Origin of the sequence: Amycolatopsis sp. NPDC049159 (assembly GCF_040648295.1) — a bacterium.
Classification (GTDB): domain Bacteria; phylum Actinomycetota; class Actinomycetes; order Mycobacteriales; family Pseudonocardiaceae; genus Amycolatopsis; species Amycolatopsis pretoriensis_A.
On the sequence record NZ_JBEZDL010000003.1, the window covers coordinates 62901 to 75994 of the forward strand.

The window sequence follows — 13094 nt, forward strand, 5'->3', positions numbered from 1 at the left end:
CTCAGCCGAGCAGCGCGGAGACGATCGCCGTCACCCGCTTCGAACCGGTCGCGTAGTCGACCGAGGCGGGGTGCTCGCTCAGCACCACCACGATGTACCGGTCCCCGTCGCCGACGACGCCCGAGGTGTGCAGCATCCGCGTCGGCCCGCAGCACGACCAGCCCTGTTTGACGGCCCACGGCCGCCCGTCGGCCGCGTCCGGGATGCCGAAGTACTGCCGGAACCCGTCGGACCCGCGCTCGGTCGCACCCCGCAACGCGGCCATGATCGCGCCCGGCGCGTGCTCCAGCACGTACTGGTAGATCCGGACGACGTCCCGCGCCGTGATCCGCGTGTCGCCCCAGCGCCCGGGATCCGCCGGCGCCCGCGTCCCGGTGAGCCCGAGCTTCGTGGCCCAGCGCGTGACGATCGCCGGCCCGCCGTAGGCCGACCAGAACTGGCTCGCGAGCTCGTCGTCGCTGCGGGACAACATCCGCTGCACGGACGCCGTCGGCCCGCCCCGGTCGAGCACGGTGAGCGCGATCAGCAGCTTCACCAGCGACGCCGACGTGTACCCGCGGTCCGCCCGCACGGAGACGGTCGTGGCTCCGCTCTGCCGGTCGAACACCACGGCGCTGGCGGTCCCGCTCGGCATCAGCCGGTCCACGTCGGCACCCTCCACCTTCGGCGCGCTCTTCGGCGTCGGCGTAGCGCTCTTGCTCGGCGACGGCGTCGGAGTGGGGGACGGCGTGCTCACCGGCGTTTCCGACATCGTTGTCAGCGGTTCCGCGACCGCGACCGCTTCGGCGGCCGGGGGGCCGCTGTGACTCGCGGTGAGCACCACCGCGCCGATCGCCCCCAGGCACAGCCCCACCAGGAAGATCCCGCTCAGCTTGCGCATGCCCTGGATTGCCGGGAACGCCGCGCGCTGTTCGCTGAAACGGGTGGTTTTGTGGGATAGCTCTCGCGAGGCACCGAAACCGCGAACGCGCAGGTGGCCCGCGGGCAAGCACAGTCGTTTCGCTCACCGTGTTCGCGGGGTACCTGAGGGCGGTGACGGTCGTCACCACCCGCTGGGAAGGACTGGAGTCATGACTCACGCGAAAGGCGCACGCATCCGGGTTCGCGGCCTGCAGCCGGCGCAGGTGCTGGCCGGACTGGCCGGGATCGCGTTCCTCGTCGTCGGCATCATCGGATTGACCAGGACGGGCTTCGGCAACTTCGCCGGCCACCACGACGCGGGGTTCTGGCGGTTCTCCGCCAACCCGCTCATGAGCCTGGTCCGCATCGGGACCGGCGTGGTCGGCCTGCTGCTGGCGTTCGGTTCGGGCCGCGCCCGCACGTTCGGCTGGCTGCTGTTCATCGGTTACGGCCTGCTGTTCGTCTGGGGCCTGATGATCGACGGCCTCATCTCGAACAACCCCTTCGCCACCGCCGGCAACCCGATGGACATGGGTCCCGCCGACACGTGGCTGCACCTCGGCGTCGCGGCGCTCGGTCTGCTGATCGCCGTCCTCCCGGCCCGCCGCACCATCCTCCTGCCCGAGGACGAAACGGCCGACGAGCCGGCGATCGCCGAGCAGCACACCGAGGTCATCGACCGCGACCGCATCGACCACGACCGCACGGACCGCACCGACGACGTCGCCGCCCAGCCGCGTCGCCGCTCGTTCCTGCGCCGCCACCACGACGAGCGAGGCCCGGAGGTCGCTCGCGAAGAGCGTCCGCCGGGCCTCGCCCACTAAAGGAAGTTCTAGGTGGCTCAGTAGGTGGTGCCACCAGCGCCGGAGTTGCTGCTCCCAGCGCCACTGTCAGCCGGAGCCTGGTTGGCGGTGGCGCTGGGGGTGGTGCCGACCTTGCAGCCGTTGGGCTCGATGACGAACCAGGTGCCGTTGACGCCCATGCCGTTCGCGTCGCCCGGCTTCAGGTCCTTCGAGAAGGTGTAGACGGGCCAGCCGCCGATGGTGACCTGCTCGGTGCCGTCCGCGCGCTTGATGCTGCCGAGCAGCTTCGAGTCGATGCCCTGCAGTTCGACCTTGCCGTTGTTCGAGAGGACCGCGGGCCACGTCTTGGCGCAGTCGCCGTTGCAGGCGGACGTCTTGGCCTTCTTGGTGTCCTTCGTGAACAGGTAGAGCGTCATCCCGTTCTGGTCGACGATCGCGTCCCCGAGCCCGTCGATCTTGCTCGCGCTGAGCTTGACGACGCCGGCTTCGGCCGCGGCCTGCCCGGCCTTCCCGCCCTTGGCGTTCGAGGCGTACCAGGCGCCACCGACACCCTGCCCGGTCGCGTCACCGGCCTTGGTGTCCTTGGCGTAGCGGTAGAGCGCCCACCCGCCGACGGTGATCTGCTCGGTCCCGTCGGACCGCGTCACCTTCCCGACGAGGTTCTTGTCGACCCCCTGCACCTGAACGTCCCCGGTCGCCAGCATCGGCGGCCAAGCCTTGGCGCAGTCACCGTCGCAATTGGACTTCGGCGGCTTCGCCGTGTCCTTGTCGAACCGGTAGAGCGTCATGCCGTTCTGGTCGGTGAGCACCTGCCCGACGCTCGCGACGTCCGCGACGACGAGTTTCGATTCGTTCGACGCCGGAGCTGCGTTGCCCACCTGGCCGTTGGCGATCTGGCCGCCACCGGTGCCGCCCGCCGCCGCGGGGGCGATGACCGGCTGAGCAGTTTCGGCACCCGAGCAAGCGGTGAGCACTGCCAGCCCGGCTGCCGCAGCGGCGACGGAGACGGCGATGCGCGTGCGAAGCATGGAAGTTCTCCTTGTGTCCGTGGGGTTTCCCGCCGCTCGGTGCGGCTGCCTGATACCCACTACACGGACACCCGGCGAAGGCGGTTCAAAGTTTTTTTTCCGCCGCCGCCGAGCTGCTCCTACGCGTCCACGCCCGCCTCGAGCGCGCGGTCGACCAGCACACCCGCAGCCCCGGTGTACCCGGCGGGATCGAGCAGCTCGTCCAGCGCGGCCGGGGTCAGCACCCCGGTGACGGCGGGCAGCTCGTCCAGCACATCCCGCAGCGGCCGGTCCTGCTCCACTGCTTGTCGTGACGCCGCACCCAGCAGTTCCTTGGCCTTCGCCTTCCCGAGCAGCGGCGCGAGCACAGCGGACAGCCGTTCGGAGACGATCAGCCCGTGCGTCGACGCCAGGTTCGCCCGCATCCGCTCGGGCTGAGCCGCGAGCCCCCGCGCCAGCTCGACGGCGGTGTGCGCGGCCCCACCGGTCAGCCGCAGGCACTCCCGGACGAGCTGCCACTCGGCGTGCCACACCCCAGCCGACCGTTCGTCTTCGGCCAGCATCGACTGCGTGACCCCGGCGGCCAGCACCGGCACCTGCAGCGCGGCCGAGCGGATCAGCGTCGCGAGCACGGGGTTCCGCTTGTGCGGCATCGCCGACGACCCACCCCGCCCACCGGCGGCCGGTTCGACGACTTCACCCAGCTCGGTCCGCGTCAGCGTCGCGACGTCGACGGCCAGCTTCCCCAGCGCACCCGCGGTGAACGCGAGCGCGGCGGCCAGGTCGGCAACGGGCGTCCGCAGCGAGTGCCACGGCAGCACGGGCGCGGCCAGCCCGGTCTCCTCGGCGAAGGCGGCGACGAGCCGCTCGGCGTAACCCTCGTCGACCCGCGCCGGGTCGCGCGGGTTGTCGCCGGCCGCGCTGGTGTTGGCCGCGCTGGTGTTGGCCGCGTCGTCGCTAGCCGCGCTGGGGTGCGTCGTGTCGTCGACGGCCGCGCTGTCGACGGCCGCGCTGTCGCCGTCGTGGGTCCTGGTGTCGGCCGCGCCTTCGCCGCCCGCACCTTCGCTGGCCGTACCGTCGTTACCCGCGCCCGCGCCCGCGCCCGCGCCCGCGCCCGCGCCCGCGCCCGCGCCCGCGCTGACCGCGCCGCCGTCGGCTTCCGGGCCCCCGCCCCCGCCCCCCGCCCCACCCCGTCCCGCTTGCCCCTTCCCCGTGCCCTCGGCCAGGCGGGCGTACTCCACGTACGCCGCCAGCGTCCCCGCTGCCCCGCCGAGTGAGACCGGCAGTCCGCCGTCGAGCAGGCGGCGGATCCGGGTGGCCGCGTCCAGCACCAGCTGCCGCCAGCCCGCGGCCTTGAGGCCGAACGTCGTCGGCACCGCGTGCGCCGTCAGCGTGCGCCCGGCCATGGTCGTGTCCCGGTGCGTGCGCGCCAGCTCGGCCAGTGCCTCGGCGGTGGCGTCGAGATCGGCCGCGAGCGGCCGCAGCGTCCGGTCGGCGACCAGCATCATCGCGGTGTCGAAGATGTCCTGGCTCGTCGAGCCGCGGTGCACGTACTCGGCCGCGCTCCCACCGACCGCCGACGTCAGCGCCTTCACCAGGCCGACGACCGGGTTCGCGGTCGCCCGCGACTCCCGCGCCAGCTCGACGACGTCGATCCGCGCGCTGCCGGCGGCCGCCGTGATCGCGTCCGCGGCTTCGGGCGGTACCGTCCCGAGCCGCGCCTGCGCTCTCGCCAGCGCTGCCTCCGCGTCGAGCATCGCGCGCAGCCAAGCCTCGTCACCGGTCGACGCTTCGGCCGGCGTACCGGCCCGTACCGGGGACAGCAGTCCGGAATCGGGGTCGACGCTCATGGCCTCAGCATCGCACGCGCCCGGCCTCGCCGAAGGCCACGCTGCCGCGTCTGGCACGCTCATCGGCCATGAGCAGCGTTCCGTCCACGGAGGACACCGCCGACGTCGAACCCCGGGGTTTCGCCGCCGAGCGGCTGACCTTCTTCTCGGACGCCGTCGTAGCCATCGCGATCACGCTGCTCGCGCTCGAGCTGCCGCTGCCGGAAGGCGCCACCAGCGCCGAACTGCTGCGTTCACTCGGCCATCACCAGTCCGAATACATCTCCTTCCTGATCAGTTTCGTCGTGATCGGCGGCCACTGGCGCGCCCACCACCGGCTGTTCGACCACGTCACCACCCTCGACGGCGGCCTCATCCGGCTCAGCTTCGGCTGGCTGCTGACGCAGGTGATCATGCCGTTCGCCACGAAGGTGATCGCCGAAGACGGCGGGTTCGAATTCCGCTTCGTCTTCTACGCGCTCGTGCAGGTCGTCGCGCTGACGCTGTTCCTCCTCATGGCCCGGCGCATCCAGGGCAGCCACCACTACCGCGCCGACACCCCGCCTGAGCTCTTCGGCAAGGTCTACCGCGGGATCGGCACGATGGCCGCCGCCTTCGTCGTCTCGATCCCGGTCGCCTTCTTCACGCACTGGGCCTACGCCTGCTGGATCGTCGTCCCGTTCGTGGTCAACCTCCTCTTCCGCCTGCGCCACCGCGCCGGCTGAGCCGCTACTCGCCCGTAACGCCGTCGATCCGCTCGCGGACCAGGTCGGCCTGGCCGCAGTGCCGCGCGTACTCGCCGATCATCCGCAGCATCAACCAGCGCAGGGCGAACGGCTCGCCCGTGCTGCGCCGGACGCCGGTCTGCTCCAGCGAGCTCGCCGCGACGATCTCCCGGGAGCGCGCGCATTCCGCGTGCCACAACGAAAAGGCCTCGTCCACGTCCCCGTCGAGCGAGGTGAAGTCCTGCTCCGGGTCGTCGTCGGAGTAGTACAGGTTCGGCAGGTCCTCTCTGGCGAACTGGATCCGGAACCACCAGCGTTCGACACCCGTGAGGTGCCGCAACAGCCCGTGCAGGGTCAGGGTCGACGGCGACACCGAGCGCTCGGCCAGGCGGCCGGGGTCCAGACCGGCGCACTTGAGTTCGAATGTGCGCCGGTAGTAGTCGAGGCTCTCGGTGAGCGCCTGCCGCTCGTCGGCGATCGGTGTCGGATCTTCGCGGGGCCCGGTCAAGCGGGCCGGGGCCGCGACCGGAGTGCTGTGTTCGGTCATGTGCGGAGCGTGCCACGGGGGTCCGACAATTTTCGGGGCGCCGGGCTGTCCGGTGACCGGGCAACGGGCTGAAAACCCCAGTTCAGACACGGTTTCGAGAACCAGGTAACGAATTTCGGGGACCGCCGATCTGATCTTCGTCACCCCTGCTGCGCACGCCGGTCCCCACGGTCGAAGCGGCACCCCTCGGTTCGGAACCAGGAGATCAAGACGATGCAGCGAACCGGACGAAGAACCGCAGTTCTGGCCGCGCTCACGACCGCCGCCCTGATCGCGGCCCCCACCGTCGCGTCCGCGGCCCCCGCCCCCAGCTCGATCGACGTCAGCGAAACCACCGTGCACGCGGGCGACACGTTCACGGTCACGGAGCAGCTCTACAACCCGACGGACTTCACGGTCACCGGCGCGAAGGCGGCGCTCTACGCCAAGGAGAAGCCGGTCGTCGACCTGGTGGACCTGGTCTCCTGCAGCGGCGCGATCGCGTGCTCGCCGTACCTCAGCAGCTTCCGCGGCGGCGTCGGCGACCTGGGTGCCGGCGAGAGCAAGACGGTGACGTTCACCTTCCGCGTGAAGGAGGACGTCCAGCCCGGGCAGTTCACGCTGCAGCACCAGTTCGCCGGCGACAACTACGCGTTCGGCGTCGAGGACGGCCCGGCCGTCACGATCGCCGCACCGAACGAGGCCGACGTCAAGGTCGCGCTGGCCGGGACCGCACGCGCCGGCCTGGCCGCCCGCGTCGACTACGTGATCACGGTCTCGAACACCGGCCCCGCCACCGCGACCGGCGTCCGCGTGACGGCCAACGCGGGATCGGGCCGCACGGTCACCTCCCTGACCGGCTGCACCCGCTCGGGCACGGCCCTGACCTGCGCGGTCGGTAACCTCGCGCCGGGCGCCTCGGCGACGGCGAAGTTCAGCTCCGAGGGCGGCTTCTTCGCCTGGGGCGCGTTCACGGCCACGGCCCAGCGCGCGGCGAGCGCCCCGGCCGACCCGGAAGCGGCCAACGACAAGGCGTCGAAGAAGTGCACGGCCTACACCGGCCTGTTCGTGCAGTGCTGACGGCGTGACGCGCGGGGTCCGGCCGGGCCCCGCGCGTCAGTCCACTGAGGAGCATCACAACCGGAAGGCCGCCGAGCGGGCGCGTTGCCGCACCGCCTCGGCGGTTTCCTCGATGGTCTGGTCGGTCGTGTCCAGGACGTTCCGTTCGAGCTCACCCAGCGCGGCGAACGCCCGGTGCATGCCGGTGAGCGGCTCGACGTCGGTGAGTTCCGGCGCACTCCGAGCGGTCCCGCGCGCGAGGGTGGCCTCGAGGTCCGGCCGCAAGACGACGTAGAAGAGGTCCAGACCGCCCCGCTTCGCGGCGTCGCGGAACGGCTCCAGCGCCCACGGCCCGACGATGCCGTCCAGAACGACGTCGTAGCCACCGCGCGCGTACCCGCAGGCGGCCTCGGCGATCACCCCGAGCACGACCTCGTTCTGCCGCGCGGCCTCGGGCAGGTACGGCGCCACGAACCCGGTCCGGATCCACACGTAGAAGCTGTCGGTGTGCAGGTGCACGGTGGCCCGCGGCGCGTCCACGGTGACGAGCCGGGCAACGGTCGACTTCCCGGCACCGGGCCGGCCCGGTGAGGATCAGCAGCGAACCAAGCATCCCCGCATCATGGGCGGCCGACCGGCCGAGAACCAGTCTTGACCTTCCACCCGGCCTCAGCCGCACCCCGGTGTGGAGGTACCGGAGCGGGGCCTGGCTAAACTGGGGGCGCGGGCCGTTAGCTCAATTGGTAGAGCTGCGGACTTTTAATCCGTAGGTTCTGGGTTCGAGCCCCAGGCGGCCCACCAGACACCACCCCGTCACGGCCAGCTCCACCGCATCCCCCGGATCCCCGGCGGTCCACCGGAGCTGAACACGTGCGCGGGTGAACCCGGCGAAACCGCGGTCACGTCCCGCTCCGGACCACCCGGCGAATCCAGCCGGTAAGAATGGCAGGACGCCGGTAGCGCACCGGGGGCGAAGTGGACCTCGAGCAGGTGCTCGGTCCCCCGGTGGCGGAAGCGGCGGTCGTAGCTGGTGTCCGGCACGCCGTCGCAGTACTCGAATTCGTACTCCAGGATCGCCGTCTCGCCGACGGCCAGCGACCGGTGCGGGACCAGTTCGCTGACCACGAAACCCGGCTCGGACAGCACTTCCGTGCGCACCGGCCGGCAATACCGCGTCGACACCAGGCGGGGAGGGTGGCCCGGGGTGCAGCCGCGCAGGACCACCACCTTGGACTGGACCGGTTCGGTGACCGCGCGGACGACTTCGCGCACGTGCAGGCGGGTCAACGCGCGGGTCGCGTCGACGTGCAGCACTTCGTGGAGGCTGAGCACGACCAGCGACGTCTCGTCCGCCGCTTCGAAGGAGTGCAGGACCGCCACCACGCGGGCGCGGGGTTCCCACAGCCGCTCCCAGCACACCGGGCCCGGCGTCGCGGGGCCCTCGCCGGGCAGCGCGAGCAGGTCGATCAACGCGCGAGTGGGCAGGCCGAGGACGCCTTCGAGCACCGCGACCGCGCGTAGCGACTCCGGGCGTTCGGGGCGGGTGCGGCCGGTGCGCCAATAGCTCAACGTCGTCGTGCTGACGGGGACGCCGGCGGCGGCGAGGCGGCCCTTGAGGCGGGCCAGGCCGAGCCCGCTGTGGTCGATGGCCAGCGTCAGCGCCCGGCTGAACGGGCCGGTGGCGAGCGCGTGCGCCAGCTCCCGCCCGGCGGGCTCGGGTGCGGGTACCGCGAACAACGGCATCCAGGTTCCTCAAGCGTCGGTCGAGCCGGAGAGTCCACCCGGCGGGTCACGGCGGATCGCGCCGAGCCGGCGACGGGCGTCCCCCGGGTTTAACAGCCGCGGCCGTCCCTGTCACCCGACGAACGTCGGCCTTGTCGATCAAGCGGATTCCGCGGGAAAGCGCAACCCGCCGAAGGAACCGTCCTTTTCCGTTGATCGGCTCGGGACTTCCAGCGGATTACCGGAAACGCACCGCCCGCTTACGTTCGGTGAGTCCCCACCGGTTCCCCAAGGAGTCCCGAAATGCGTGAAAACCCCGGCCGCTTCGTCCGCGCCGCCGCTGTGCTCGCCGGTTCCTGCGCCGTGTTCGCGACGCTCGCCGCCGCCCCCGCGTCGGCCGCCCCGGTCGCGCCGCTCTCGCCCGACGCGCAGCCGTCGATCATCGGCGGCAGCACCGCGCAGAACCCCGGCTACATCACCCGGTTCAACGGCCACGCCAACGGTTACACGTTCTTCTGCACCAGCACGCTGATCGGCGCGCGCTGGGTCCTGACCGCCAAGCACTGCATGTACGACAACAACGGGCAGCGCCTGTCCGACATCGACCTCTACGTCGGATCGAACAGCGCTTCCGGTGGCGTGCACGCGAAAGCGTCTTCGACTTACCTGTACTCGGGCGGCGACCTGGCCCTGATCAAGCTGAACACCAACGGGGGCAGCACTTTCGCGAGGCTCGCGTCGAGCTCTTCGGACGCGAGCGAGGGTGACGCCGCCCGTGTCTACGGCTGGGGCGCGACCCAGTCCACCGACGAGGGCAGCCACCAGTCGAGCGTGCTGAAGCAGGCGTCGGTGGAGATCTCCGACACCGGTGCCAGCGACTACTTCGGCGGGCCGGCGATCGAAGCGGCCACCCCGAACGGCGCGGTCGCCGGCGGCGACTCGGGCGGCCCGATGCTCGACGGCGGTGTCCAGGTCGGCGTGTGCTCGACCAGCGACCGGTCCAGCACCACCACCTACGGCAGCGTCGCGGCGGGTCGCAGCTGGATCCGCCAGGTCAGCGGGGTCTGACCCATGCGAAAAATGCTTTCGGCCGCATTCGCGGTTCTCGCGATGGCCGTACCCGGAATCGCGCAGGCACAGCAGAGCCCGGAAATCATCGGCGGCACCACGGCGACGGAGACTTACAGTTTCATGGTCTCGCTGAGCAACGGGTGCGGCGGCAGTCTCGTCGCGCCCCAGTGGATCGTGACCGCGGACCACTGCGGCAGCGCGTCGCAGGGCCGCATCGGCTCGACCAGCAAGAACTCCGGTGGCGAGGTGGGCCGCATCGACCGCCGGATCACCAGGCCCGGCACCGATCTCACGCTGATGCACCTGTCCGCGGCGGCGCGCGCCACCCCGGTGCCGATGGCGACGAGCAACCCGGCCGCGAACACCACCGCCCGGCTGCTGGGCTGGGGCTGCACGAGCTGGCCGGGCTGCAGCACCCCGACCACGCTGCGGCAGATCGACCTGCGGGTACTGCCCAGCAGTTCCTGCTACGCCGGCGGTGGCGGCTCGGGTGACGTCTGCGTTTCCGGCGACCGCACGCATTCCGCGTGCCACGGCGACTCCGGCGGCCCGGCGGTCATCGGCACGACCGGCAACTGGACGCTGGTCGGCGAAACGCACGGCCCCGGCGACGACAACGGAGAGTGCGCGACGAGCACCCTCTACACCGGGATCGCCCAGCACCTCACCTGGATCCGGCAGCAGACCGGGTCCTGACCCCGCGAGCCCGTGGTCCTCGCGACCACGGGCTCGCTAGGCTCGGCCGATGGACGCGACCCGGCGGCTCATCGTCGTCCGCCACGCCAAGTCGGATTGGTCGGGCGAGCTCCCCGACCACGAACGCCCGCTGGCGCCGCGCGGGCTCGAAGCCGCGCCCAGGCTCGGCCGCTGGCTCACCGAGCAGGGGTACGTCCCCGAGCTCGTCTTCTGCTCCACCGCCCGCCGCACCCGGGAGACCTGGCAGCACCTCGCCGGGGAGTTGCCCGCCGCGCCGCCGGTGACGTACGACGAAGACCTCTACGGCGCCGACGTCCCCGAACTGCTGCGCGCGGCGAGCCGGGCGCCGGCCGACGTCACCACGATCGCGCTGGTCGCGCACGAGCCCGGCGTCAGCGATCTGACGCTGCACCTCGCCGGGCGCGGCGAAGACACCCGCGCCGTCCAGGTCAAGTTCCCGACCGGCGCCGCCGCCGTGCTCACGACGTCCGACCCCTGGGACGCACTCGCCACCGCGAAGCTCGTCGCCTTCTTCCGGCCCCGCGACTGACTTCGGGGCATTGCCCACGCCGCTTTCACATGCGTACCCTCCATTCACTCACAGGTTTAGTGTTCATATTTGTGAATGGAGCGGACATGGTTTTCCGCCACACCGTCGTGGCCGCGCTCGCCGCGCTCGGCCTCGTCGCCACGTCCTTCGCCGCCCCGGCGGCCGAGGCCACGCCACGGAGCTGCAGCATCCCGGTGATCGGGCCGGTCTGCGCTCCCGACACCGCCGTCCTCGACGGCGGCCGGCTGCTCCGGACGAAGTTCGCGGCGCTCGCCGGCGAGAAGACGTCCCGCACGGCGTTGAGCAACCTCCTCGCCGCGGCGAAGACCGACCTCACAGCCGGGCCGTGGAGCGTCACCTCGAAGAAGCAGGCCCCACCCAGCGGGGACAAGCACGACTACCTGAGCCTCGCGCCCTACTGGTGGCCGACCACCGAGCCGACCGCGGAAAACCCGTGGGGCTGCCCGTTCGTGCAGAAGGACGGCCAGCGCAACCCCATCGTCGACGAGATCACCGACCACGCCTATCGCGGCGACGCGTTCGCCGCGATCTACCGGCTCGCGCTGGCCTGGTACTACACCGGGGACGCGCGGTACGCCCGGCGCGCGGCGCTCGACCTGCGCACGTGGTTCCTCGACGCGGCCACGAAGATGAACCCGAACATGAACTACGCGCAGGGCATCCCGTGCAAGGTCGACGGGCGCGGCATCGGCATCATCGAGTTCTCCTACACGCTGACGCAGGTCGTCGACGCCACCGCGATCCTGGCCACCGGCGCGCCGGGCTGGACGAAGACCGACCAGTCCGGCATGACCGGCTGGTACACGCAGTTCCTCGACTGGCTGCGCACCAGCAAGAACGGCGCCGACGAAGCCAAGGCCCAGAACAACCACGGCAGCTTCTACGACATGCTCGCCGCCGCGCTCGCCCTCGGCACCGGGCAGCGCGACCTGGCCAAGACCATCGCGCAGAACGCCGGCCCGGGGCGGATCGCGCCGCAGATCCAGGCGGACGGCTACCAGCCGCAGGAGGCGAGCCGGACCCGGAGCTGGCACTACTCGAACTTCAACCTCGTCGCGCTGACGCGGCTCGCCCAGATCGGCGAGCACGTCGGCGTCGACCTGTGGCACTACACCGCACCCAGCGGTGCGACGCTGTTCAATGCGGTCGACTTCCTGATCCCGGGCGCCACGCAAGGGCCGGCCACGTGGCCGTACCCCGAGCTGGACTTCCGGCCGTACGCGGCGCTCGACGTCCTGCACGCGGCGGCCGACGCGGGTGATCGCGCGGCGCGCACGGCGGTGCCGAAGGTGCCGGTCCAGCCGGGCGGCGACCTCTACCCGGTCCGGCCCGCCGCCGAACAGCTCGACGACATTTCCACTTCCTGACGGCGAAAGGGGCCCGGTCGCGTGACCGGGCCCCTTTCCCCGGGAATCAGACCCCGGCCACCTGGGAAATCCAGCTGCGATAACGCGTGATGTTCGTGTACGCGGTGTTGTTCGACCGGTCGCTGGTCGAGGCGACCCCGACCTGGCGGCCGGAAGCGAACATCGGGCCGCCCGAGTCGCCGCCGGCGGTGATGCCGTTGACGCGGTTCGCGCAGACCGCGACGCCGCCGGTGTAGTCGCTGCAGCCGATCGAGTTGACCCGGACCGTCGCGACCTTCAGGTACCGCGACTGGCAGTTGATCTCGGAGCCGCACTGGCTGGTCGCGCCCCAGCCGTAGACCGAGACGTTCTGCCCGACCGCGACGTCACCGACGTTGCCGAGCGGCGAGTACGTCGCGCTGACCGAGGTCGTGAGCTTGACGATCGCCAGGTCGGCGCTGCCGTTGTAGCGGGTGATCGTCGAACCGGTGGCCATCGTGCCGCCGCTGGACTGGTCGAGGCTGCCGATCCGGAACGTGTAGGTGCCGGAGCTGCTGACGCAGTGCTTGGCGGTGAGGATGTACTGCGGCGCGATGATCGTCGCGGTGCAGTTCTGCTGGCCGTTCACGAACAGCCGGGCCGCCCAGGGGCCGCTCGTGGCGGTGCTGCCGCCGATGATCGACGGCTGGGCCTGCGGGGTGGTCTGGGCGGACGCGGGACCGCCGAGGCCGACGACGGCCAGTGCGGTGCTCGCGGCCAGCAGGACGAACTTGCCGAATTTCACGCTGACTCCTTTTCACGCGGGGGAGAGCCGCGTGGGGGGAAAGCCGGTGGGGACC

14 protein-coding genes and 1 tRNA gene are annotated in these 13094 nt (G+C 71.4%); 8 read left to right on the top strand and 7 right to left on the bottom strand.

Annotated features, from left to right (window positions below):
* Window position 1: 1 nt before the first annotated feature.
* Complete coding sequence (locus tag AB0B33_RS06380; RefSeq protein WP_360767628.1) at window positions 2–880, bottom strand: hypothetical protein; 879 nt, start codon at window positions 878–880, stop codon at window positions 2–4.
* Between the two features lie 190 nt (window positions 881–1070).
* Between AB0B33_RS06380 and AB0B33_RS06385 the strand changes: the two genes are divergently transcribed.
* Window positions 1071–1724 carry a DUF4383 domain-containing protein gene (locus AB0B33_RS06385; RefSeq protein ID WP_360767631.1) on the top strand — a complete coding sequence of 218 codons (654 nt, stop codon included), beginning with the start codon at window positions 1071–1073 and terminating at the stop codon, window positions 1722–1724.
* Between the two features lie 17 nt (window positions 1725–1741).
* Here AB0B33_RS06385 and AB0B33_RS06390 read toward each other — a convergent pair whose 3' ends face one another.
* Together AB0B33_RS06390 and AB0B33_RS06395 are read right to left on the bottom strand one after the other, a co-directional pair.
* Window positions 1742–2731, bottom strand: coding sequence for an SCO0930 family lipoprotein (locus AB0B33_RS06390; RefSeq protein WP_360767634.1), 990 nt, complete (start codon window positions 2729–2731; stop codon window positions 1742–1744).
* Between the two features lie 119 nt (window positions 2732–2850).
* Window positions 2851–4560: a lyase family protein gene (locus AB0B33_RS06395; RefSeq protein ID WP_360767636.1), complete on the bottom strand. Its 1710-nt coding sequence runs from the start codon at window positions 4558–4560 to the stop codon at window positions 2851–2853.
* A gap of 68 nt (window positions 4561–4628) precedes the next feature.
* Between AB0B33_RS06395 and AB0B33_RS06400 the strand changes: the two genes are divergently transcribed.
* The gene (locus tag AB0B33_RS06400; RefSeq protein WP_360767639.1) at window positions 4629–5264 is read left to right on the top strand and encodes a TMEM175 family protein; all 636 of its coding nucleotides are present in this window, start codon (window positions 4629–4631) and stop codon (window positions 5262–5264) included.
* A 4-nt stretch (window positions 5265–5268) separates the two neighbouring features.
* On the opposite strand, the gene AB0B33_RS06405 is transcribed toward AB0B33_RS06400, so the two are convergent.
* Window positions 5269–5811 (bottom strand): DinB family protein, encoded by a 543-nt coding sequence (locus AB0B33_RS06405; protein WP_360767642.1) that lies wholly within the window; start codon window positions 5809–5811, stop codon window positions 5269–5271.
* A gap of 213 nt (window positions 5812–6024) precedes the next feature.
* Here AB0B33_RS06405 and AB0B33_RS06410 point away from each other — a divergent pair, with 213 nt between their 5' ends.
* Window positions 6025–6870, top strand: coding sequence for a hypothetical protein (locus AB0B33_RS06410; protein WP_360767645.1), 846 nt, complete (start codon window positions 6025–6027; stop codon window positions 6868–6870).
* A gap of 54 nt (window positions 6871–6924) precedes the next feature.
* On the opposite strand, the gene AB0B33_RS06415 is transcribed toward AB0B33_RS06410, so the two are convergent.
* On the bottom strand, window positions 6925–7389 hold the full coding sequence (locus AB0B33_RS06415) for a hypothetical protein (protein ID WP_360767648.1): 465 nt from the start codon (window positions 7387–7389) through the stop codon (window positions 6925–6927).
* 185 nt (window positions 7390–7574) lie between these two features.
* Here AB0B33_RS06415 and AB0B33_RS06420 point away from each other — a divergent pair.
* Window positions 7575–7650, top strand: a tRNA-Lys gene (locus AB0B33_RS06420).
* Window positions 7651–7662: 12 nt separating this feature from the next.
* On the opposite strand, the gene AB0B33_RS06425 is transcribed toward AB0B33_RS06420, so the two are convergent.
* On the bottom strand, window positions 7663–8592 hold the full coding sequence (locus tag AB0B33_RS06425; protein WP_360767651.1) for a hypothetical protein: 930 nt from the start codon (window positions 8590–8592) through the stop codon (window positions 7663–7665).
* 282 nt (window positions 8593–8874) lie between these two features.
* On the opposite strand from AB0B33_RS06425, the gene AB0B33_RS06430 reads away from it, so the two are divergent.
* From AB0B33_RS06430 to AB0B33_RS06445, 4 genes are all read left to right on the top strand, one after another.
* Window positions 8875–9639 (top strand): trypsin-like serine protease, encoded by a 765-nt coding sequence (locus tag AB0B33_RS06430; protein WP_360767654.1) that lies wholly within the window; start codon window positions 8875–8877, stop codon window positions 9637–9639.
* A 42-nt stretch (window positions 9640–9681) separates the two neighbouring features.
* Window positions 9682–10338: a trypsin-like serine protease gene (locus AB0B33_RS06435; RefSeq protein ID WP_360767657.1), complete on the top strand. Its 657-nt coding sequence runs from the start codon at window positions 9682–9684 to the stop codon at window positions 10336–10338.
* 49 nt (window positions 10339–10387) lie between these two features.
* On the top strand, window positions 10388–10888 hold the full coding sequence (locus tag AB0B33_RS06440; RefSeq protein WP_360767660.1) for a histidine phosphatase family protein: 501 nt from the start codon (window positions 10388–10390) through the stop codon (window positions 10886–10888).
* 86 nt (window positions 10889–10974) lie between these two features.
* Entirely contained in the window at window positions 10975–12276 is a 1302-nt protein-coding gene (locus AB0B33_RS06445; protein WP_360767663.1) for an alginate lyase family protein, read from the top strand.
* A 46-nt stretch (window positions 12277–12322) separates the two neighbouring features.
* Here the strand turns inward: AB0B33_RS06445 and AB0B33_RS06450 are convergent, their stop codons facing one another.
* Window positions 12323–13039 carry a trypsin-like serine protease gene (locus AB0B33_RS06450; protein WP_360767666.1) on the bottom strand — a complete coding sequence of 239 codons (717 nt, stop codon included), beginning with the start codon at window positions 13037–13039 and terminating at the stop codon, window positions 12323–12325.
* Window positions 13040–13094 lie beyond the last annotated feature (55 nt).

Excerpts from the sequence above, each read along its gene's own strand:
- AB0B33_RS06380 (WP_360767628.1), bottom strand. The coding sequence starts at position 880 with ATGCGCAAGCTGAGCGGGATCTTCCTGGTGGGGCTGTGCCTGGGGGCG.
- AB0B33_RS06385 (WP_360767631.1), top strand. The coding sequence starts at position 1,071 with ATGACTCACGCGAAAGGCGCACGCATCCGGGTTCGCGGCCTGCAGCCG.
- AB0B33_RS06390 (WP_360767634.1), bottom strand. The coding sequence starts at position 2,731 with ATGCTTCGCACGCGCATCGCCGTCTCCGTCGCCGCTGCGGCAGCCGGG.
- AB0B33_RS06395 (WP_360767636.1), bottom strand. The coding sequence starts at position 4,560 with ATGAGCGTCGACCCCGATTCCGGACTGCTGTCCCCGGTACGGGCCGGT.
- AB0B33_RS06400 (WP_360767639.1), top strand. The coding sequence starts at position 4,629 with ATGAGCAGCGTTCCGTCCACGGAGGACACCGCCGACGTCGAACCCCGG.
- AB0B33_RS06405 (WP_360767642.1), bottom strand. The coding sequence starts at position 5,811 with ATGACCGAACACAGCACTCCGGTCGCGGCCCCGGCCCGCTTGACCGGG.
- AB0B33_RS06410 (WP_360767645.1), top strand. The coding sequence starts at position 6,025 with ATGCAGCGAACCGGACGAAGAACCGCAGTTCTGGCCGCGCTCACGACC.
- AB0B33_RS06425 (WP_360767651.1), bottom strand. The coding sequence starts at position 8,592 with ATGCCGTTGTTCGCGGTACCCGCACCCGAGCCCGCCGGGCGGGAGCTG.
- AB0B33_RS06430 (WP_360767654.1), top strand. The coding sequence starts at position 8,875 with ATGCGTGAAAACCCCGGCCGCTTCGTCCGCGCCGCCGCTGTGCTCGCC.
- AB0B33_RS06435 (WP_360767657.1), top strand. The coding sequence starts at position 9,682 with ATGGCCGTACCCGGAATCGCGCAGGCACAGCAGAGCCCGGAAATCATC.
- AB0B33_RS06440 (WP_360767660.1), top strand. The coding sequence starts at position 10,388 with ATGGACGCGACCCGGCGGCTCATCGTCGTCCGCCACGCCAAGTCGGAT.
- AB0B33_RS06445 (WP_360767663.1), top strand. The coding sequence starts at position 10,975 with ATGGTTTTCCGCCACACCGTCGTGGCCGCGCTCGCCGCGCTCGGCCTC.